The organism is Streptomyces sp. NBC_00775 (assembly GCF_036347135.1).
GTDB classification, from domain to species: domain Bacteria; phylum Actinomycetota; class Actinomycetes; order Streptomycetales; family Streptomycetaceae; genus Streptomyces; species Streptomyces lutosisoli.
The window spans coordinates 1617936-1638661 of the sequence record NZ_CP108938.1 but is presented as its reverse complement, the minus strand read 5'-3'; the positions used below and the strand labels follow the sequence as shown (position 1 = coordinate 1638661).

Genomic DNA, 20726 nt, shown 5'->3' with positions numbered 1-20726 from the left:
CTCGGTGAGCTGCCCACGCGGGCGCATCCGAATTTCCGCGCGGCCGGTCCTTGTGCCCGTGCTGTCCGTGCGGTTCTCTCGGCCGCCCATTTTGCTGTTTGCGCAACACGACTGGCCGTTTCCGGGAGTGGCGGAGCACGCTGGCGGCATACCGAACGAGAGGCTTGCCGCCATGGGACAGCACCACGATCACGCCGGGCACGACCGGCCCGGGCACGACCACACCGACATGGACTTCGCCGAGATGCTTCCCCTGCTGGTGCGGGAGGCCGAGCTGTACACCCCGGCGTACCGGGAAGCGGCGGCCTGGCTGCGGGAGCAGCAGCCCGAGCCGGGGCTGATCGTGGACGCGGGCAGCGGCCCGGGCGTCATCTCCTGTCTCCTCGCCGCCACGTTCCCGGGAGCACGGGTCGTCGCCGTGGACGGCGCGGGACCCCTCCTGGAGGAGGCGCGGGCCCGCGCGGACCGGCTCGGCCACGGTGACCGCTTCAGCACCTTGGAGGCTGAACTCGCCGACGGACTGGGAGAGTTGGAGTACCCGGCCGACCTGCTGTGGGCCAGCAGGTCGCTGCACCACGTCGGCGACCAGCGCGCCGCCCTCGCCGGCTTCGCGCGGGGTCTCGCGCCCGGCGGCACCCTCGCCCTGCTGGAGGGCGGCCTGCCTACCCGCTTCCTCCCGCGCGACATCGGCATCGGCCGGCCCGGCCTGCAGGCCCGTATCGACGCGGTCCATGAGGAGTGGTTCACCCGGATGCGGGCCTCGCTGCCGGGAGCCGCGGCGGAGATCGAGGACTGGCCCGCGCTGCTCTCCTCGGCGGGACTGCGGCACACCGGCACCCGCACCTTCCTCTCCGACCTCCCTGCCCCGCTCTCCGACGAGGCCCGCGCCTTTGTCGTCACCTCCCTCACCCGCCGCCGCGAAGGTCTCGCCGAGGGCCTCGACCGGGACGACCTCGCCACCCTCGACCGCCTCCTCGACCCGGACGACAAGGCGAGCGTCCACCACCGCCCGGACGTGTTCGTCCTCACGGCGCACACGGTGTACACGGCGACCCGCACCGACTGAGCGGTCTCGGGGAGGTGCTCAGCAACCTCCCGCCCGGGCGAACACGGTGATCCGAGCACCCCGCACGCGCCGGGTGGCGCACAGCGACCAGACCCGGCGCCGTGCGGGCATGGAGAGCACTCCGTCCCCGTCCGACCCCGCATCGGCGACGGCCCGCGACCCCCCTCCCGCACGGCCGAGGCGGTCCAGGGCGGCACCGGTCTGCAGCGCGGTCCCTGTCTGGCGGTAGAGGACGTAGCGGTTCCACCGCGGTCCGTACCGCCCTCGCGTTCTCCCCTGACGGCTCACTGCTCGCCGCGAGCGCGTCCGACGGGTCCGTCACGGTATGGGAGACGGCGTCGCCCCGGCTGCCCGGTGCGGTGCTCCCGATGGGTGACGCTCCGGTTCTGGCGCTGGGATTCTCCGACAAGGGAGGGAAGTTGGGCGTCGCCAGCCCTCATCTGCCCAGGCGAACAGGGCTGTTGGAGCCGGGCCGTGCGGCGGCCGAGGTGTGCGGGAGGGCCGCGGGTGGCCTCACCGAGGACGAGTGGCGCAGGTACCTGCCCTCGGTGCCGTACCGCGCCACATGCGGTACTTGACTTCGAGGACGCTCCAAGTGATCTACTCCGGGCGTTCGTCGCACACTCGATGGGGGTAACCATGACCGACTCTCCAGTCGCGCTCATCACCGGAGGCGGCAGCGGTATCGGCGCCGCGGTCGCACGGCAACTGCTCGACGCCGGGCACCGGGTCACCGTGACCGGCCGGGGGGAGGAGCGGCTGCGCGCCTTCGCCGAGGAACTCGGGCGTCCCGAAGGCCTGTTGACGGTCGTGGGGAACGCGGCCGAGTACGACCACGTCCAGGCGGCGGTCCAGGCGACGCTCAAGGAGTTCGGGCGACTGGACACCGTCGTCGCCAACGCCGGCTTCGCCACCCACGACACCGTCGCGGAGGGCGACCCCGCGGGGTGGTCCGAGATGGTGCTGACCAACGTGCTCGGTCCCGCGCTGCTCATCAGGGCCTCCATCGACGCGCTGAAGGAGACCCGCGGACGCGTCGTGCTGGTCGGCAGCGTTGCCGGGCATGTGCACGGGCCCGGCAACATCTACGGCGCGACCAAGTGGGCCGTGACCGGACTCGCCGAGAACACCCGACGCCAGGTCACCGAGTTCGGAGTCGGCGTGACCCTGATCTCCCCCGGCCGCGTGGAGACCCCGTTCTGGGACAGCTACGGCAGCCTGCCCCCCGGCCATCTCCTGACCGCCGACCAGCTCGCCCACTCGATCGTCTGGGCGATCGGCCAGCCGACGGGCGTAGACGTGAACACCGTGGTCGTACGCCCGATCGGCCAGCCGGTCTGAGCCGTACTTCTTGACCGCCGGCCCCGTCAGTTGTTCTGAAGGAACTGCTTCGCCAGAGAGTCCCCCAGAGACACAGCCGCACTGTGACTCTCGATGGGCGACACCTGCGAGTTCTTGAACAGGATGTACGTCACCCCGGAGTCGGCCCCACCCGTCTCCGGGTCCGGGTCGATGCCCAGCGCCTTCGCGGTGGCGTACGAAGCCTCACCAATGATCTTCGTAGGCCCGGTGTCACCCACCACCGCGTACTCGACCTTCCCGTTGTAGATGACAGCGACCACACCACCGCCCTTGATCCCGGCGCTCGTGTACTTCCAGATACTGCTGCTGCTCGGCACCACGACATACGGCAGCGCTTCGGCGCGCAGCGCTTTCCCGTCGGACTGATGGAACGCGGTGTCGTCCTGGAACCATGGGTCGGTGTCGCCATTGCACTTGCTGGTGACCTGGCCGTCGCAGTCGATGTCCATGTCGGCCTTCCAGAACACCGCACCGTTCTTGCCGCACACGGGGATGGTGGCCGACGTCTCGTCGTCGGTCTTGTACTTGCCGTTCGAGATCTGCGAACAGGACGTCACCTTGGCGAGCAGATCGGCCGCGCTGACCGAACCCTCCTGTGCCGAACGGGGGTTGACGCTGCCCGAGGCGTTGGCGGCCGGGAGCGCCGCGGTGGCGAGGAGCGCGGCGCCGGCGGCCGCGGCGAGGGTCAGTGTTCGAGTGCGCACTGTGGGGGACCCTTCTGTTAGGAAACTTTCCTTACCGGGTTGCCGTACAAGGTGGACCCCTTTGCATGACCTCGTCAAGCCCCTGGTGTGAACTGCGGCGTTCAGGGCCGATTGCGGCCATTCGCATGCGGGAGAAGACTGGCTGTATCGAACATTCCGGGTCATCGCCCGGCTTCTGGGAGGCGAAGAGCCATGTTCGTACGGACTGTGTACGCGACCGGCGATCCCGCGAAGATCGACACGGCCATCAAGTCGTTGAACACGCAGGGCCGGGACCTGCTCGAGAATCGCCCGGGGTACCGCGGATCCGGCGTCTTCGTGGACCGGGTGCTCGGGAAAATCTTCGCGGTGAGCTGGTGGGAGTCGGAGGAGGCCAGGCAGAACAGCGACGAGGTGCTGCGCGAGCGGCGTGCGTCGCTCCTGGAGCCCTTCGCGGCGACCCTGGCGGTCGAGAACTACGAGGCGGTGGTCTTCCATCCGGTCCGGCAGCCGCAGGCGGCAGGCGGGCTGCGGATCAGCAGGCTGGAGTTCGACCCCGCGGACGCGGATCTTCTCGCCGATACCTTCCGGGTCTCGGTGGTCCCCAGGCTGGAGGGCCTTCCGGGGCTGGCCAGGGCGTCTCTGCTCGTCGACCGGGAGCGGGGGCGTGGCCTGGTCGGCACCCTGTTCATCGACCGGGAGTCCCTGGCCGCGTCCCGCGGAGTCCAGTCGGCGGCCCGGCACGAGGGCGCGGCCAAGGCGCATGTGACCGTGACCGGACTGGAGGAGTTCGAGGTCGTCTTCGCGGACGTGCGGGGCGGCTGACCCCTGCCGTAGGCGACTGACGCCTGCCGTGAGTGAGCCGGCCGACTGCGGACCGGTTCCCGTACGCGTCCGCCCCGCCACGGGATCTCGCGCGGCGGGGCGGACGCGTACGGGTGCGGGGCTCAGCCCATGTCGAACGTCGCCGGGTCCGGACCCAGGCGACGGTCCTCGTTGAGCGCCGTGAGCGCCGCGATGTCCTCGGTGTCCAGGGAGAAGTCGAAGACCTCGATGTTCTCCTTGATCCGGGACGGGGTCACGGACTTGGGGATCACCACGTTGCCGAGCTGGATGTGCCAGCGGAGCACGATCTGCGCCGGGGTGCGGCCGTGCTTCTGGGCGATGGCGATGATCGCCGGGACCTCCAGGAGGCCTCGGCCCTGGCCGAGCGGCGACCAGGCCTCGGTGGCGATGCCCTGCTCCGCGTGGTACTCACGCGCGGCGTGCTGCTGGAGCTGCGGGTGCAGCTCGATCTGGTTGACGGCCGGGATGACCGACGTCGCGTCGATCAGCTTCTCCAGGTGCTCGGGATAGAAGTTGGAGACGCCGATGGCCTTGGCGCGGCCGTCCGCGTAGATCTTCTCGAAGGCCTTGAACGTGTCGATGTACTTGCCACGGGACGGGAGCGGCCAGTGGATCAGGTACAGGTCGATGTACTCCAGGCCGAGCTTCTCCAGGGACGTGTCGAAGGCGCGCAGCGTCGCGTCGTACCCCTGGTCGCTGTTCCAGAGCTTGGTGGTGACGAAGAGATCCTTGCGGGCGATACCCGAGGCGGCGACGGCCTTGCCGGTGCCCTCTTCGTTGCCGTAGATCGCCGCTGTGTCGATGCTGCGGTACCCGGCCTCCAGCGCCGTGGCGACCGCCCGCTCCGCCTCGTCGTCCGGCACCTGCCAGACGCCGTAGCCCAGCTGCGGCATCTCGACGCCGTTGTTCAGGATGATCGGGGGGACCTTGCTCACGAGCTCTCGATCCTTCAGTCGTCGGGTGGTACTCCCATGGTCAACGATCACGGGCCGTGATGCATTCCTGACAGCGCTTCCCAGGGTCCGCATCGCAGATTGGCCGGAAATGGATCCGACCAATCTCGGTCCGGACCATTGACCGGGTCGCGTCATCCCGTAACTCTGGATCGCGGCACCGAACGCATCAATGAACTCGGTGCACGCATGTGAACACCAGCGCCTGTCTGGGCTCCACACCCCCCACCCATCAGGAAAGCAGGTACGCACACATGAACGAAAAGGCTTCTGAAGCCCGACATTTGGAACTGGCGATTCGGGAAACATCGGAGGAAAGCGTCTGGGAGACCCCCGGGTATCTCGTCATCGAGACCGCCCTCGAGGTCACCGCGTACGCCCTCGGCGACCGCTAGCCCCACGGTGGTCGAACCGTGACCGCGACAACCGTGCGCGACGACGGTGCCGCGGCCCCTTGGCGGACCCCTGAGTTCACCGAGCGGCTGCGCGCCGTCGCCGAGGAGCGTTACCACGACCGGCATCCCTTCAACATCCGTATGCACCAAGGCGAGTTGACGCCCGACGAGTTGCGCCGCTGGATCGCCAACCGTTTCCACTACCAGCGCCACATCCCCGTCAAGGACGCCCTGATCCTCGCCAAGCTCGAGGAGCCAGCGCTGCGTCGTGCCTGGCTGCGCAGGATCCAGGACCACGACGGAACGGCCGACGGTGAGGGCGGCATCGAACGCTGGCTGCGGCTCGGTGAGGCGGCCGGTCTCGACCGTCCGGCATTGTGGGACGCGTCCCGGGTGCTGCCCGGTGTGCGGTTCGCGGTCGAGGGTTACGTCACCTTCTGCCGCCTGCGCCCGGCCCTGGACGCAGTCGCCGCCTCGCTCACCGAGCTCTCGGCCCCCGGGCTGATGCGCAGAAGGATCGCCGCCTTCGAACGGCACTACCCCTGGATCGACGCCGACGGGCTCGCGTACTTCCGGGCCCGCATCGGCCAGGGTGGCCGCGACAGCGAGGAGGCCCTCGCGCTCGTCCAGTCCTGGGCCCGTACCAGGCGGCAGCAGGAGCGGGCGGTGGCCGCGCTGGCGTTCAAGTGCGAGGTGCTGTGGGCCTTGCTGGACGCGGTGGACCAGGGCGACCGGGTGGACTCGGGCGGGGTAGTGGGCCAGGGTGCCGGAGTGGACGAGGGTGCCGGAGTGGCGCAGGGGCGCGGGCCACGCGACCCGGCGAGCGGGCCATGACCTGGCGCCCGACCCTCGCCCGTTCCGTGATGTTCCGTCACGACCACATCAGAGAAGCCGACTTGCTCCTCCTCCCCGAGCGAGTCGTCGTCCTGCGCGGCACCGCGGGCAGCATCGTGCGGCTCTGCGACGGCAGTCGTGAGGTGTACGAGATCGTCGCCGAGCTGGGCGAACGGTTCCCCGGCGCGCCCGTCGCCGACGAAGTCCCCGCATTCCTTACGACGTTGCGAAAGGAGGGCTGGCTCCAGTGATCGTGGCTCCCCCCTGGGCCCTGCTGGCCGAACTCACCCACGACTGTCCGTTGCGCTGCGCCTATTGCTCCAACCCCGTCGAACTGATCAGTCGGTCAAGAGAGCTGAACACCGGACAATGGGTCGATGTGCTGCGCCAGGCCGCTGACCTGGGCGTTGTCCAAACCCATCTGTCCGGCGGTGAACCGCTGCTCAGACGCGATCTCGCCCCGATCGTCGAGGCCGCCGCCACCGCGGGCCTCTACACCCAGCTCGTCACCAGTGGCGTGGGCCTGCACGAGCGGCGGCTCGCGGAACTGCGGGACGCCGGACTGCGCTGTGTCCAGCTCTCCGTGCAGCACGCCGACCCCCTCGCCTCCGAACACATCGCGGGCGCCCGCTCGTTCGCCGCGAAGGAACGCGCCGCCCGGCTGGTGCGCGCCGCCGGGCTCCCGCTCGGCCTGAACGTCGTGCTCCACCGCGCCGACATCGACGCCCTCGACGACCTGATCGCCCTCGGCCTCGACTGGGGTGCCGAGCGGATCGAGCTCGCCAACACCCAGTTCTACGGCTGGGCGTTACGCAACCGGTCGGCCCTGCTGCCGACCCGCGACCAGGTCGAACGGGCCCGTGCCACGATGGCCCGCCGCCGCGAACAGCTCGCCGGAGACCTGGAGTTGATCTGGGTCGCCCCCGACTACCTCGACGGCACCGCGAAACCGTGCATGGGCGGATGGGGAGCCGTCTCCCTCACCGTCGCCCCGGACGGCACCGTCCTCCCGTGCCCGGCGGCGGCGACGCTGCCCGGCCTCGACCCGCCGAACGTGAACGACCACCAACTCGCCTGGATCTGGCGTGAGTCGAAGGCCTTCAACGCCTACCGCGGCGAGGACTGGATGCGCGACCCCTGCCGCACCTGCGCCCTGCGCGCCACCGACTTCGGCGGCTGCCGCTGCCAGGCGTACGCGCTCACCGGCGACGCCACCCGCACCGACCCGGCCTGTCGCCACGCACCCGGCCACCACCTCGTCCGCGCGCTCGTCGACGACAGCCCCCGTGCGACCTCTGCCTACGCCTATCGAGAGGGAGGATCATGAGACGACGACCGCGCGCGACGCTGCTGGCAGGCGCGCTCGCCACCGCCGGCCTGCTGACGGTGTCCGCGACCGTGCCGCAGGAGGCCGCCACCGGCCCTCAGCCGGTCTCCGCCACCCGGTTCCCGGCCGCCGGCACCCGTCAGTCCCCGCTCGTCGGCACCGGTCGGTCCCCGGTCGCGGCGCCCGACTGGTCGGTCGCCCTGGTCGACTCGACCATGGCCCGCTACACGCCCAGCACCATCGGCGGCTGGTCGTACCCGGTGGGCCTCTACCTCTATGGCCAGTACCTCACGTACCAGCGCACGCACGACGCCGGCTACCTCACCTACATCAAGAGCTACGTCGACCGCTTCGTGAAGAGCGACGGAACCATCAGCCAGAGCTTCAACAGCCTCGACAGCATGCAGGCCGGCCGGCTCCTGACGATTCTGCACCGCGAGACGGGCCAGGACCGCTACCGCAAGGCGGCGAAGAAGATCCGCGACCGGCTCACCACCTATCCGCGCACGGCCGACGGCGGCTTCTGGCACGCCGACACCAGCAGCCGAGCCCATCAACTCTGGGCGGACGGCGTCTACATGGTGAACCCGTTCCTCGTCGAATACGGCAAGGAGTTCGGGGACGCGACGTACGCCGACGACGAGGCGGCCAGGCAGCTGTACGTCTACGGCAGCCATCTCCAGGTCACGAGCGGCCTGTTGAAGCACGCGTACGACGAGTCGAAGACCGCGAGCTGGGCCGACCCGCAGACGGGCCTCGCGCCCGAGCACTGGTGCCGGGCGGTCGGCTGGTACGCGATGGCGATCGTCAATGTGCTGGACGCGATCCCCGCCGGTCATCCACGCCGACCGCAACTGGTCGGCATCCTGCGGAAGTTGGCGACCGGTCTGGAGAAATACCAGGACCCGGCGACCGGGCGCTGGTTCCAGGTGATCGACAAGGGCGGCAGGAGCGACAACTGGACCGAGACGTCCTGCTCCAGCATGTTCACCTACGCCCTCTCGCGCGGTGTCCAGCAGGGCTACCTCGACGCGCACTACGCCACGGTCGCCCAGCGCGGCTACGAAGGCGTCCTCGCCAGGATCTCGACCGGCTCCGACGGCCGCACCAACCTCACCGACATCTCCATCGGCACGAACGTCGGCGACTACGCGTACTACATCGCCCGCACCCGGGCCACCAACGACTTCCACGGCCTCGGCGCCTTTCTGATCATGAACGAGCAGCTCGGAGCACATCCCCTCAGTACGCGGAGCACCCCCACTCAGGACGAGGTGAGTCAGCCATGAGCACATCCAGAAGAGCCCTCTTGGGCGCGGCACTCGGCGGAGCCGCCGTCGGTCTGTCCGCGCCGACCGCGCACGCCGCCTCCTGGCAGCTGAAGTGGTCCCCGTCGGCGAGCGGCGACGGCCTGGGCGCCTTCGAGACCATCGAGGACGACCGCGCCGACTCGCATCCCGCCGGTCAGCCGCACATCTACGCCACGGGCGACAACTGGCGCTTCAATATGCACACCGTCGACCGCGACACCTCAACGGACCGGCAGCGTCAGGAAGTCACCGGTCTGCGCACGAGCGGCAGCAGCTATCTGACGTGGACCGAGGGCCAGACCTGGCGGATCACGTACTCGATGTACATCCCCAGCTCACTGAAGGCGACGACCACCTTCACCCACATCATGCAGATGAAGCAGCCCGGCAACGGCACCTCGCCGATCGTCGTGCAGTCGCTGCGGCGGGTGAACGGTGTGCAGACCATCGAGCTCAAGCTGGCGATCGACGACATCCTGATCGGCCGCACGGACCTGGAGCCACTCCAGAACAAGTGGATCGACGTCGACTTCCAGATCAAGGTCGGCAACGGGTCGGCGGGGTCGGTCCGTTGGATCCTCAAGAACGGATCGACCACGGTCATCGACAAGTCGAGGACGGGCGTCGACACCTTCCTCGCCGACCGGGTGCGGCCCAAGTGGGGCATCTACCGCTCCCTCGGTGACACCTCCGGGTCCTTGCAGGACACGTACCTGCTGCTCACCAACCTGCGTGGCTACCAACTGGTCTGAGGAGCCGTCATATGAAGCGCATCCACTGGGCGGCGTCCGTCTTCTTCGCGTTCGCCGTCGTGCTCGGACTGACCCACCCCCAGGCCCTCGCGGCTCCCCGTACGGCTGCGGCAGGCGTCTTCGACGTGCACGCCTACGGAGCCAAGGGTGACGGCTCCACCAACGACACCCCGGCCATCAACAAGGCCATCACAGCGGCCAATTCGGCGGGCGGCGGCACGGTCCGCTTCCCCGCGGGCACGTACAAGTCCAAGAACACCATCCACATGAAGAGCGAGGTCACACTCCAGGTCGACAAGGGCGCGACGATCCAGGGCTCCAGCGCGGACACCTACGACCAGCCCGAGGACAACCCCAACGACGCCTACCAGGACTACGGTCACAGCCACTTCCACAACGCGATGATCTACGGCGACCGGCTCACGAACATCGGCTTCGTCGGCGACGGCGTCATCGACGGCCTGGGCAACCTCATCACCGGCAACCCGAAGCCGGGCGAGGCCGACAAGATCCTTTCGCTGACCCGCTGCAACGGGCTGCGCCTCGGCGACGGCCTCACCCTGCGGCGCGGCGGCCACTTCGCCGCCCTCATCAACGGCTGTACGAACGTCACTTCGGACCACCTGACCATCGACACCGCGAACGACCGCGACGGCTGGAACGTCATCAGCACGACCAACGTCACCGTCACCAACGCCACCATCAAGGCCAACGACGACGCGCTCGTCTTCAAGAGCGACTACGCGCTGGGCGCCAAGCTGCCCAACGGCCATGTACGAGTGAGCGATTCATACCTCTCGGCGGTGTGCTGCAACGCGCTCATGTTCGGCTCCGAGACCTGCGGCGACTTCTCCGACTACCAGTTCGCGAAGATCCGCATCGAGGGCTCCAACAAGTCCGGGCTCGGCATGGTCTCGATGGACGGCGCGAAGATCTCCGACGTCCACTACCGCGACATCACGATGACCAACGTCCATTCCCCGATCATGCAGAAGATCGGCACCCGCAAACGCTGCGGGAACAGTCCCGGGATCGGCTCGATCAGCGACGTCACGTACGACAACATCACGGCGACCGGGTCGAGTCCGTCCTTCAGCCCGACGCTGTGGGGCGAGAGCGGCCACCGGATCAACGGGGTCACCTTCACCAACGTCCACATCACCGTGCCCGGCGGCAACGGCACCATGTCCACCGCCGTACCGGGCAACGACCCGAACGACTACAACCCGAAGGCCATCGGCACGCGCCCCGCGTACGGCTGGTACCTCCACAACGCGGACAACGTCACCTTCACGGACAGCTCGGTGAAGTACGCGGCCGACGACGGACGCCCGGCGGTCATCGCCAACGCGGGGAACAGCATCAGATTCACCCGGTTCACCGCACAGCGTGGCAGCAACTCGCCGCATGACGTGGGCTTCCAGAACGTCACGGGGTACTGCCTGACGGACAGTCACAACACGGCCGGTGGGTCCCTGCGTGTCTCCAGCAGCGGATCGAGTGAGAGCTGCGGTACGGCGGCGAAGCCGATGGGGGCTGCGACTGCGCGGCCGATGGGCGCCGCGGCCGCGAAGCCGCCGGCGGGCGGTGCGAAGCCGCTCGACCTGGAGAACCCCCGCCAGGCATTCCTGCGCGGCTCCGTCGGCGGCCTCTTCCTGCACTGGGGTGAACGCACCGCCCCCGCCCACACCAGCTGCACCGCCTGGGAGAACGACGTCACCAGCGGCGGCTGGACCCCCGACTACTGGGTGAAGGAGGCCCAGAAGCTGCACACCCAGTACCTGGTCCTCGCCACCTTCCACAGCCGCCTCGGCTACGCCCGCCCCTGGCCGTCGAAGATTCCCGGCAGCTGCTCCACCCGGCGCGACTTCCTCGGCGAACTGATCACCGCGGCCAAGGCCAAGGGCCTCAAGGTCATCCTCTACATGACCGACGACCCCCAGTGGCACAACGAGGGCGGCCACGAATGGCTCGACTCGGCCGCGTACTCCGCGTACAAGGGCACGAACGTCGACCTCACCACACGCGACGGCTTCGGCCGCTTCAGTTACGACAACTTCTTCGAGGTCATGGACCGCTACCCCGACCTCGGCGGCTTCTGGATCGACAACGACAACGCGTACTGGGAGAGCCACAACCTCTACGCGCAGATCCAGCAGAAGCGCCCGAACTACACGCTGAGCAACAACAACGAAGACACGCCGATCATGGACATGATCAGCAATGAGCAGAAGACGGGGATGACGCCGTCGTACGACTACCCGCAAGCTGTCTACACGGCCCAACCCCGCCTGACCGAGGCCGACTTCAAGCTCCCTTCGAGCGGCGCCTGGTGGTACGACGGCTCGAACCCGTCGGTCGACAAGACGCTTACGCTCGGCCGGCTGATCACCAACGCCGGCTCGTCCGTGAAGGCGCTGATGGCCGAGACCGCCCAGGTCAACGGTAAGTTCCCGAGTAATCAGGCCTCCTTCAACACGTTCGCCGACTCCTACCTCGACCCCATCTGGGAGTCCCTGCACGGCACCGAGGGCGGCGGCTACCTGTACGGCGGCCTCAAGCCCGGCTTCTGGAACGACGGCGCGCACGGCGTGACCACGATCAGCAAGACCGACCCGAACCTCCAGTACGTGCACGTGCTGACACCGCCGTCCACCAGCACCCTGCGCATCCGCGACAACGGCTACCGGATCGCCTCCGTCACCAACCTCCGTACGGGAGCGGCCCTTTCGTGGTCGCAGTCCGGAGGCGTCCTCACCCTGGGCGGGCTCGGCGGCTGGGACCCGTACGACACCGTCTTCAAGGTCACGACCGCCGGCCGGCAGGGCATCCTGTCCGGCGTCACGGTGAGCGCGAGCGCCTCGGCGAGCGGGCACGAGGCATCGGCCGCCGGGGACGGCAGTTACCTCAGTTACTGGGACAGCGACAAGACGCTGCCGGTGAATCTCACCTTCGATCTGGGGTCGGCGAAGAAGGTGCAGTACATCGGCCTCAACCAGCGCGAGGACTCCGTCGCCTACGCGCGCTCCGACACCGAACAGTCCGCGCGGATCAAGGCGTACAAGGTGTTCCTCAGCAACGACGGCTCCAGCTGGGGAAGCGCGGTCAAGACCGGACAGCTGCCAAGTCGCCGTGGAATCCAGGGGATCGACCTCACGGCGGCGAACGCCCGGTACGTACGCCTCGAAGTCGACTCCACGTGGGCGGCGTCCACCGACACCACGCGCTACCAGCGGCTGCGCATCGACGAGGCGTGGATCGGCACGTCGTACGCCACCCCGGCGGCGACCGCCACCGCGCACCCGGCGGCTGCCGTCACCCCGTACTCCGACAACGGCCAGTCCCTCCGCCCCGCCATGGGCTGGAGCAGCTGGAGCTTTGTGCGCCGCTGGCCCACCGAGGCGAAGATCAAGGCGCAGGCCGACGCCCTCATCGCGAGCGGGCTCAAGGACCACGGCTTCGTATACATCAACCTCGACGACTTCTGGCAGAAGTGCGACGCGAACGGATTCGTCGTCGACTCGTACGGGCGGTGGACCGTCGACACGGCGAAATTCCCCTCCGGGATCAAGGCGCTGGCCGACTACATCCACTCCAAGGGGCTGAAGTTCGGCTTCTACGTCACGCCGGGCATCGCCAAGAACGCGGTCACCAAGAACACGCCGATCGAGGGGACCTCGTACCACGCCGCCGATATCGCGGACACCTCGAAGACCGAGAAGAACTACAACTGCAAGAACATGTACTACATCGACTACGGGAAGCCGGGCGCGCAGGAGTTCGTGAACTCGTGGGCGAGGCAGTTCGCCTCCTGGGGAGTCGACTACCTGAAGATCGACGGGGTGGGCAGCGCCGACATCCCCGACGTCCAGGCCTGGGACAAGGCGCTGCGGGCGACCGGGCGGCCGATCACCTTCGCGCTCTCCAACAACCTGCCCATCGCCAACGCCTCGACCTGGCGATCGCTCGCGAACAGCTGGCGTACCCAGGGCGATGTCGAGTGCTACTGCGGTTCGGGCGCGAACGGCAGCGGCTATCCGCTGACCGACTGGTCGCACGTCTCCGCTCGCTTCACCTCGGCGGCCAACTGGCAGCCGTACGCGGGCCCGGGCGCCTGGAACGACCTCGACTCGCTGGAGATCGGCAACGGCGACCAGGCAGGACTCACCGCCGACCAGCGCCGCTCCCACTTCACCCTGTGGGCGATGGCCGGCGCACCACTGCTGCTCGGCACCGACGTCACGCACGTCGACTCCGTCGACAAGGCGATGCTGACGAATGACCGGCTCATCGGCGTCGACCAGGACGGCGTCGCCGCGAAACGGGTGGTGAACAGTGGTGTCAAGCAGGTCTGGAGCAAGAAGGAGAACACCGGCGACTACGTGGTGGCGCTGTTCAACACCGGTACGTCCGGCAACACCACGGTCGGTGTGAACTGGTCGCAGGTCGGATTCACGGGCTCCGGTGACGTCACGGACCTGTGGTCGGGCTCCCACAAGGGCGTGATCGCGGACTCGTACAGCGCGACGCTGCGACCGGGCGAAACACGGCTGATCCGTGTGAAGCCGGTTAACAGCGCGAATGCCGTGAAGGCGGCCGACGGTGCGCAGAGTGTGAACCCGGTTAATCGAGTGAACGTTTCTGCGGCTCTCGGCGCGGCAGCCGCCTCACCCAGCCCCGGCGCGGCAGCCGCCTCACCCGGTATGGCCGTAGCCCCCTACGAATACCTCGGCTGGGGCAGCCCCCAGAACCCCACCTCCGTCATGGCGGCGACCGGCGTCAAGTGGTTCACGCTCGCCTTCGTCCTCTCCGACGGTTCCTGCAACCCGAAGTGGGACGGCTCACGGCCGCTGACCGGCGGCAACGACCAGTCGAAGATCAACGCGATCCGGGCGGCCGGCGGTGACGTCATCGTCTCCATCGGCGGCTGGAGCGGCGCCAAACTCGGCGAGAGGTGCTCCAGCGCCTCCGCGCTCGCGGGCGCGTATCAGAAGGTCATCAGCGCGTACGGCCTCAAGGTCATCGACATCGACATCGAGAACACCGAGTGGAACAACGCGACCGTGCGGCAGCGCGTGATCGACGCGCTGAAGATCGTGAAGGCGGGCAACGCGGGCCTCAAGACCGTCATCACCTTCGGTACGACGACCAGCGGCCCGGACTCCACCGGTGTCGACATGATCAAGCGCGGCGCCAACTCGGGCCTGGCGAACGACATCTGGTGCATCATGCCGTTCGACTTCGGCGGCGGCACCACGAACATGGGCACGCTCACCACCCAGGCCATGGAAGGCCTCAAGGCGCGGGTCAAGTCGGCGTACGGATACAGCGACGCGACGGCCTACGCGCACATCGGGCTGTCGTCGATGAACGGCAAGACCGACGACTCCGGCGAACGCGTCCGGGTGGCCGACTTCAAGACCATGCTCGCCTACGCGCAGCAGCACCACATCGCGCGCCTCACCTACTGGTCCGTGAACCGCGACCGGGCCTGCGGCTCCGGTTCCGACGGGGACTCCTGCAGCGGCGTCTCGCAGCAGCCGTACGACTATCTCAAGGTCTTCGCCCAGTACACGGGCTGAGGGGACGAACCATGAAACTCAACAGAGCACTTCCCTGGTGCCTTTCCCTGGCCCTGGCCGTGCCGCTCGTCGGGCTGACCGGCGCGACGGCCCGGGCGGCCACCGACTACCAGGCCGAGGACGCCACGATCTCGCAGGGCACGGTGGCCTCCAACCACACCGGCTACACGGGCACCGGCTTCGTCGACTACACCAACACCACCGGCTCGTACGTGGAGTTCACGGTGAGCGCGGCCTCGGCCGGCACCTCGTCGCTGGCCCTGCGGTACGCCAACGGCACGACCACCGACCGGCCGATGAACATCTCCGTCAACGGGACGGTCGTCGCCACCGGCGTCTCCTTCCCGGCCACCACCAACTGGGACACGTGGGCGACCAAAAGCGTCGACGTCCCCCTGAACGCGGGCTCCAACAAGATCCGCGCGACCGCCACCACCGCCAACGGCGGCCCCAACCTCGACCGGATCGGCATCGGCGCGGCGGCCGACACCCAGGCACCGAGCCGCCCGGGCCAGCCGAGTTGCTCAGCGGTGTCGGAGGACAGGCTGACCCTCAGCTGGGGCGCCTCGACGGACAACGTCGGCGTGACGGCGTACGACATCTACGAACACGGCAACAAGCTCAGCGAGGCGCCGGGCGACGCGACGTCCAAGACCCTCACGGGGCTGAGCCCCCGCACCACCTACAACCTGACCGTCATCGCCCGGGACGCGGCCGGCAACGCCTCGCAGGCCAGCCCGGTCGTCGACTGCACGACCCCACCGAGCTCCGACACCACACCGCCGACCAAGCCGGGCACCCTCACTTCCTCGAACGTGACCGCCAACAGCGTCGACCTCGGCTGGGGCGCCTCGACGGACGACAAGGCGGTGGCCGGGTACGACGTGCGCAGCGGCACGACGGTCTACAAGAGTGTGGAGAGCGGTACGTCGACCACGCTCACCGGGCTCGCCTGCAACAGCCCATACACGCTGAACGTGGTGGCGCGCGACGCGGCGGGCAATGTCTCCCCGCAGAGCAACACGGTCACCTTCACGACACAGGCGTGCGCGACGGACGGCGGAGTCCCGTCGTCGATCGGGACGGTCTCCAGCGGCTGGACCATCCCGTGGGGCACGTACTGGATGCCCGACGGGCAGAGCGCGCTCGTCACCGAGCGGGACGACTTCCGCGTCTGGAAGGTCACGAAGGACGGCACGAAGACGCAGGTCGGGACCGTGCCGAACGCGGTGACGACGAACGGTGAGGGCGGTCTGCTCGGCGTGGCCGTCGACCCGAAGTGGGAGACCGACCACTACGTCTACTTCATGCACACGGCGTCCGAGGGCAACCGCGTCGTCCGCATGACGTACAACGGCAGCTCGCTGACCGGCTACACGGTCCTCCTCCAGGGCATCAAGAAGAACCGCTACCACAACGGCGGACGGCTCGCCTTCGGCCCCGACGGCTATCTGTACGTCTCCACCGGCGAGGCCCAGACGCCCGACCTCGCGCAGGACAAGAACTCCCTCAACGGCAAGATCCTGCGCATGACGACGGACGGCAAGGCGGCTCCCGGCAACCCGTTCGGCAACTACGTCTACAGCTACGGCCACCGCAACCCGCAGGGCCTCGCCTTCGACCGCAACGGGCGCCTGTGGGAGGCCGAGTTCGGCGACAGCTCCAAGGACGAGCTGAACCTCATCAAGCCGGGCGCCAACTACGGCTGGCCGACCTGCGAGGGCACGTGCAGTGTCGCCGGGATGACCAACCCCAAGAAGACCTGGAACGTCTCCGAGGCCTCGCCCAGTGGCATCGCCATCGTGCGCAACGTCATCTACATGGCGTCCCTGCGCGGCGAACGGCTGTGGCGCATCCCCATCAACGGCGACACGGAGAACGTCGGCACGGCGACCGCGTACTACGTCGGGACCTACGGCCGGCTGCGCACGGTCACCAAGGTCCCGGGCGCCGACCAGCTCTGGCTCTCGACCACCAACTGCGACAACAACGGAGGTGCGGCGGACGGCTCGGACAAGATCTTCAAGGTGAGCATCGACTAGCGGTCACCGAGTGGGCGCGGTGCCGAGGTACGCGTCGGTGACCTTCGGGTCGGCGCGTACCTCGGCCGGCGTGCCCTCGGCGAGGACGTGGCCGAGGTCGAGGACGACGACGCGGGTGCAGAGTTCCATGACGAAGGCGACGTTGTGCTCGACGAGGAGGACGGCACACCGTTCCTCGACTGTCAGATGACGGATGACAGACAGCAGATGACCACTCTCACTGTCTGTCATGCCACTCGCGGGTTCGTCCAGCAACAACACCCTCGGCGGATCCGCGACCGCACGCGCCAGCTCCACCATGCGGGCCCGGCCCACCGGGAGCGCCCCGGCGTACGAGGTACCGATGTCGCCCAGCCCGCACGCGCGCAGCACGGCCGCCGCACGCTCCCGACGGCTCCTCTCATACGTACGCCGGGTCGGCGCCGCCAGCAGATCCGCCGCGAGGCCGCCGCCGCCTCCGCGCCACTCCTGGGCGACGACCAGGTTGTCGGCCACCGTGAGCTGGCCGAACAGCTGTTGCCGCTGGAAGGTGCGGCGCATGCCGTGGCGGGCGCGCCAGACGGGGGAGCGGCGGGTGATGTCCGTGCCGTCGAGGAGGACGCGGCCGTCGTCGGGGCGGCGGATGCCCGACAGGGCGTCGAAGAGGGTGGTCTTTCCGGCGCCGTTGGGTCCGATGAGGCCGCACACCTCGCCGGGGCGCAGGGCGAGGTCCACTCCGTCGAGGGCGCGGACGCCGCCGAAGCGGACGCCGATGCCGACGGCTTCGAGCACCGGAGCGTCCGTCATGGCCGCACCATCCCTCCGGGCCAGCGGCCTTGTTGTCCGGGGCGGGCCTGTGGGCCGGGGCGGCCTGGTTGTCCAGGACCTCCGGGACCTCCGGGACCGCCGGAGCCTTCGGGCGCTCCTGATGCGCTCCCGGCCGCGATCCCCAGGTAGGCCTCCGCCAGCCGGTCCGCCTCCACCTCCTCGCGCGGGCCGCACCACGTCACCCGCCCCTGGGTGAGATACGCGACCCTGGAGGCGATCCCGAGGACCTCGGTGGCCTTCTCCTCGACCAGCAGCAGTGCGGTGCCCGCCCGCTTCAGTTCGGTCAGCAGCCGGAACACCTCCTCGACCACGCGCGGGGCGAGGCCGAGGGAGGGCTCGTCCGCGATCAGTACCTTCGGCGGGCGCTGGAGGAGCGGCGCGAGCGCGAGCATCTGCTGCTCGCCACCGGACAGCGAGCCGGCGAGGACGCCACGGCGTGCCGCGAGGCCGGGAAAGCGGGCGTACACGGCGTCGCGTTCGTCCTTGGCGCGCAGATGCAGGGCGAGGTTCTCCTCGATGGTGAGGGACGGGAAGATCCCGCGTCCTTCGGGCGCCAGGACGATCCCCGCCCGGGACCGCCCGACGGCCCGCTCGCGCGTGGCGTCGCGCCCGGCGACGTACACCTGGCCGGTGAGCGGGGTCAGCAGCCCGGCGGCGACACGGCACGCGGTGGACTTTCCGGCGCCGTTCGGGCCGAGGAGGGCGAGGATCTCGCCGGGGCGGACGGCGAGGTCGACGCCGTGGAGCACGGGGGCGCCGTCGTATCCGGCGTGCACGGCGCGGAGTTCGAGGGCCACTTCGGGGGACGACGCCGAAGGCGCCTCGGAGGGCGTACGGGGTGTGGTCGTCGCGCGCCTGCGGTGCAGCCGGGTGGACACGGCCGCCGCGTACCCGTCCGGGTCATTGGCCAGCGCCAGCCCCGCCAGGCCGAACAGGAGCACCGGCAGATGGACGGACTCGGTGACGTAGTCCGACAGCAGATGCGGTACGACGGCGTAGACGAGCCCCGCGACCACCGCGAACTGGGGGCGGCGCACCCCGGCCGCCACCACGACCGCGAGCCAGATCAGCCCCGTCATCGCGGTGAAGTCGGTCGCGGTGATGCGGGTGCTGTACGACGCGTACATCACGCCGCCGAAGCCCGCGAGCCCGGCCGACAGCGTGAACAGCATGAGCTGGGTGCGGATCACCGACACGCCGGACGCCATCGCCGCCGCCGGAGCCGAGCGGACCGCGAGCATCGCGCGCCCGGACGGCGAGTCGCGCAGCGCGCTGAGCGCCGCCACGGCCAGCGCGACGAGCACGATCATCGCCACGCCCATCGCGCGGTCGTCGCTCAGGTCCACCGGTCCGAAGACCGGACGAGGGATCGCCCAGCCGGTGTCCCCGTTCCTCAACCAGCCCATCTGGAACAGGACTTGGTCCGCGAGGAAGGCCAGCGCGAGGGTCGCCAGGGCCAGTGAGCGCCCGCCGATCCGCAGCGCGGGAAGCGCCACCAGGGCGCCCAGCACCGCCGCCGCGCACGTCCCCACCGCGGCGGCCGCCACGAACGGCCAGCCATGGCTCATCAGCAGTCCGGCCACCAGCGCCGCGCCCGTCACGAACGTGGCCTGCGCCAGGGACACCATCGCGCCGAGCCCCGTCACCACGGTGAACGAGACGAACACCAGGGAGAGGGCGAGCCCTTGGGCGAGGAGGCCGCTCCAGAAGGGGGTCGTGACCGTGTAGAACGCGAGGGCGAGCAGCAGCCCGGCCGCCGACCAGGGGCCCCAGCGCCGTACCCACGACCGTCCCGCCAGATAGTCCACCGGCGGCGCGTCCGTGGCCGCCGTGCCCGCCGTCCGCTGCCGTCGGGTCAGCACCAGCAGCCCGGCGAAGAGGATCAGGAACGGAACGGCCGTACGGAAACCGGTGATCCGCTCGGCGAACGTCGCGTACCCGGCGACCAGGTTCTGCAGCACCCCGAGCCCGAGGCCGCCCGCGAAGGCGAGCGGTACGGAGGCGAAGCGGCCGAGGACCGCGGCCGTCGCCGAGACGAAGAGGAAGAGGGTGAAGTCATGGGCGGACAGGCCGAGAAGAGGGGTGGCGAGGACGCCCGCGAGACCGGCGAGCGCCGATGACAGCATCCACGCGATCGACGACAGCCGGTCCGCGCTCATCCCGCGCAGCTCCACGAGGGAGCGATTGTCCACCGAGGCCCGGAGTCTGAGGCCCAGCGGGGTGTGCCGCATCAGGATCCACAGACCGACGGCGACCACGGCGGTCGCGACCCACGTGATCAACTGGTCGGAGTCGACGCCGACTCCGTCCATCAGCTGCCACGACTTCGCGGGGCTCGGCCCGACCCCCGGAAGCCCGAACTGGTTCTCGGCGGGTTTGACGGACACCCCCGCGTCCTCAAGGAGCTCCACGATCCACAGCCCCAGCGCGGGCAGCGCCACCAACAACCCTATGGTGGCGACGATCTGGGCCGTCTCGCCGACCCGCGCCAGTTTGCGGAACATCAGCCGGTCCAGGCCCCAGCCCAGCGCGGGCGCCATCACGCACACCAGCAGCACGGCCGTCGGCACGGCGGGCCAGCCGAGGCCCGAGTGCAGCTCGTAGAAGGCGAGCGCGCACAGGTAAGCGGTGGCGCCGTGCGCGAAGTTGAACAGTCCCGAGGCCGAGTACGACAGCACGAGCCCGGTCGCCAGCAGGGCGTACAGCGCGCCCGACACCAGTCCGCTCAGCACGAACCCCAGCAGGTCCGACATCCCAACCCCCTTCC

At 69.2% G+C, this 20726-nt stretch carries 16 protein-coding genes; 12 read left to right on the top strand and 4 right to left on the bottom strand.

Features of this window, described 5'->3' with window-relative positions; all coding sequences use genetic code 11:
• The first annotated feature begins 172 nt into the window (after positions 1-172).
• From OIC96_RS07470 to OIC96_RS07460, 3 genes are all read left to right on the top strand, one after another.
• The gene (locus tag OIC96_RS07470; protein ID WP_330308650.1) at positions 173-1066 is read left to right on the top strand and encodes a class I SAM-dependent methyltransferase; all 894 of its coding nucleotides are present in this window, start codon (positions 173-175) and stop codon (positions 1064-1066) included.
• A 101-nt stretch (positions 1067-1167) separates the two neighbouring features.
• On the top strand, positions 1168-1644 hold the full coding sequence (locus OIC96_RS07465) for a hypothetical protein (RefSeq protein ID WP_330308651.1): 477 nt from the start codon (positions 1168-1170) through the stop codon (positions 1642-1644).
• A gap of 61 nt (positions 1645-1705) precedes the next feature.
• Complete coding sequence (locus OIC96_RS07460) at positions 1706-2407, top strand: SDR family oxidoreductase (protein WP_330308652.1); 702 nt, start codon at positions 1706-1708, stop codon at positions 2405-2407.
• Between the two features lie 26 nt (positions 2408-2433).
• Here OIC96_RS07460 and OIC96_RS07455 read toward each other — a convergent pair whose 3' ends face one another.
• Positions 2434-3132 (bottom strand): glycoside hydrolase family 75 protein, encoded by a 699-nt coding sequence (locus OIC96_RS07455; RefSeq protein WP_330308653.1) that lies wholly within the window; start codon positions 3130-3132, stop codon positions 2434-2436.
• A gap of 192 nt (positions 3133-3324) precedes the next feature.
• On the opposite strand from OIC96_RS07455, the gene OIC96_RS07450 reads away from it, so the two are divergent.
• Complete coding sequence (locus OIC96_RS07450) at positions 3325-3936, top strand: hypothetical protein (RefSeq protein WP_330308654.1); 612 nt, start codon at positions 3325-3327, stop codon at positions 3934-3936.
• 122 nt (positions 3937-4058) lie between these two features.
• Here the strand turns inward: OIC96_RS07450 and OIC96_RS07445 are convergent, their stop codons facing one another.
• A complete protein-coding gene (locus OIC96_RS07445; protein ID WP_330310355.1) occupies positions 4059-4850 on the bottom strand; it encodes an aldo/keto reductase in 792 nt (263 codons plus the stop codon).
• Between the two features lie 344 nt (positions 4851-5194).
• Between OIC96_RS07445 and pqqA the strand changes: the two genes are divergently transcribed.
• From pqqA to OIC96_RS07405, 8 genes are read left to right on the top strand one after another with little or no spacing between them, the layout of a single operon-like run.
• Positions 5195-5305: a pyrroloquinoline quinone precursor peptide PqqA gene (gene pqqA, locus OIC96_RS07440; RefSeq protein WP_330308655.1), complete on the top strand. Its 111-nt coding sequence runs from the start codon at positions 5195-5197 to the stop codon at positions 5303-5305.
• Between the two features lie 18 nt (positions 5306-5323).
• The gene (gene pqqC, locus OIC96_RS07435; protein WP_406502179.1) at positions 5324-6139 is read left to right on the top strand and encodes a pyrroloquinoline-quinone synthase PqqC; all 816 of its coding nucleotides are present in this window, start codon (positions 5324-5326) and stop codon (positions 6137-6139) included.
• A complete protein-coding gene (gene pqqD, locus OIC96_RS07430) occupies positions 6136-6390 on the top strand; it encodes a pyrroloquinoline quinone biosynthesis peptide chaperone PqqD (RefSeq protein WP_330308656.1) in 255 nt (84 codons plus the stop codon). The genes pqqC and pqqD overlap by 4 nt, the downstream gene beginning before the upstream one ends.
• Positions 6378-7466 (top strand): pyrroloquinoline quinone biosynthesis protein PqqE, encoded by a 1089-nt coding sequence (gene pqqE / locus OIC96_RS07425; RefSeq protein WP_443058531.1) that lies wholly within the window; start codon positions 6378-6380, stop codon positions 7464-7466. Before pqqD ends, pqqE begins: the two co-directional genes overlap by 13 nt.
• The gene (locus OIC96_RS07420; protein WP_406502294.1) at positions 7460-8755 is read left to right on the top strand and encodes a glycoside hydrolase family 88/105 protein; all 1296 of its coding nucleotides are present in this window, start codon (positions 7460-7462) and stop codon (positions 8753-8755) included. Before pqqE ends, OIC96_RS07420 begins: the two co-directional genes overlap by 7 nt.
• Entirely contained in the window at positions 8752-9528 is a 777-nt protein-coding gene (locus OIC96_RS07415) for a heparin lyase I family protein (protein WP_330308659.1), read from the top strand. Before OIC96_RS07420 ends, OIC96_RS07415 begins: the two co-directional genes overlap by 4 nt.
• Positions 9529-9539: 11 nt before the next feature.
• Positions 9540-15110, top strand: a complete 5571-nt coding sequence (locus OIC96_RS07410; protein WP_330308660.1) for a glycosyl hydrolase family 28 protein — start codon at positions 9540-9542, stop codon at positions 15108-15110.
• Positions 15111-15121: 11 nt separating this feature from the next.
• Positions 15122-17152 (top strand): PQQ-dependent sugar dehydrogenase, encoded by a 2031-nt coding sequence (locus tag OIC96_RS07405; protein ID WP_330308661.1) that lies wholly within the window; start codon positions 15122-15124, stop codon positions 17150-17152.
• A gap of 3 nt (positions 17153-17155) precedes the next feature.
• Here the strand turns inward: OIC96_RS07405 and OIC96_RS07400 are convergent, their stop codons facing one another.
• Entirely contained in the window at positions 17156-17938 is a 783-nt protein-coding gene (locus OIC96_RS07400) for an ABC transporter ATP-binding protein (RefSeq protein WP_330308662.1), read from the bottom strand.
• Positions 17935-20712, bottom strand: coding sequence for an ABC transporter permease subunit (locus OIC96_RS07395; protein WP_330308663.1), 2778 nt, complete (start codon positions 20710-20712; stop codon positions 17935-17937). Before OIC96_RS07395 ends, OIC96_RS07400 begins: the two co-directional genes overlap by 4 nt.
• Positions 20713-20726 lie beyond the last annotated feature (14 nt).

Coding starts and splice junctions, on each gene's coding strand:
- OIC96_RS07405 (WP_330308661.1), top strand. CDS start 15,122: ATGAAACTCAACAGAGCACTTCCCTGGTGCCTTTCCCTGGCCCTGGCC.
- pqqD (WP_330308656.1), top strand. CDS start 6,136: ATGACCTGGCGCCCGACCCTCGCCCGTTCCGTGATGTTCCGTCACGAC.
- OIC96_RS07460 (WP_330308652.1), top strand. CDS start 1,706: ATGACCGACTCTCCAGTCGCGCTCATCACCGGAGGCGGCAGCGGTATC.
- OIC96_RS07470 (WP_330308650.1), top strand. CDS start 173: ATGGGACAGCACCACGATCACGCCGGGCACGACCGGCCCGGGCACGAC.
- OIC96_RS07395 (WP_330308663.1), bottom strand. CDS start 20,712: ATGTCGGACCTGCTGGGGTTCGTGCTGAGCGGACTGGTGTCGGGCGCG.
- OIC96_RS07445 (WP_330310355.1), bottom strand. CDS start 4,850: ATGCCGCAGCTGGGCTACGGCGTCTGGCAGGTGCCGGACGACGAGGCG.
- OIC96_RS07450 (WP_330308654.1), top strand. CDS start 3,325: ATGTTCGTACGGACTGTGTACGCGACCGGCGATCCCGCGAAGATCGAC.
- OIC96_RS07415 (WP_330308659.1), top strand. CDS start 8,752: ATGAGCACATCCAGAAGAGCCCTCTTGGGCGCGGCACTCGGCGGAGCC.
- OIC96_RS07400 (WP_330308662.1), bottom strand. CDS start 17,938: ATGACGGACGCTCCGGTGCTCGAAGCCGTCGGCATCGGCGTCCGCTTC.
- OIC96_RS07410 (WP_330308660.1), top strand. CDS start 9,540: ATGAAGCGCATCCACTGGGCGGCGTCCGTCTTCTTCGCGTTCGCCGTC.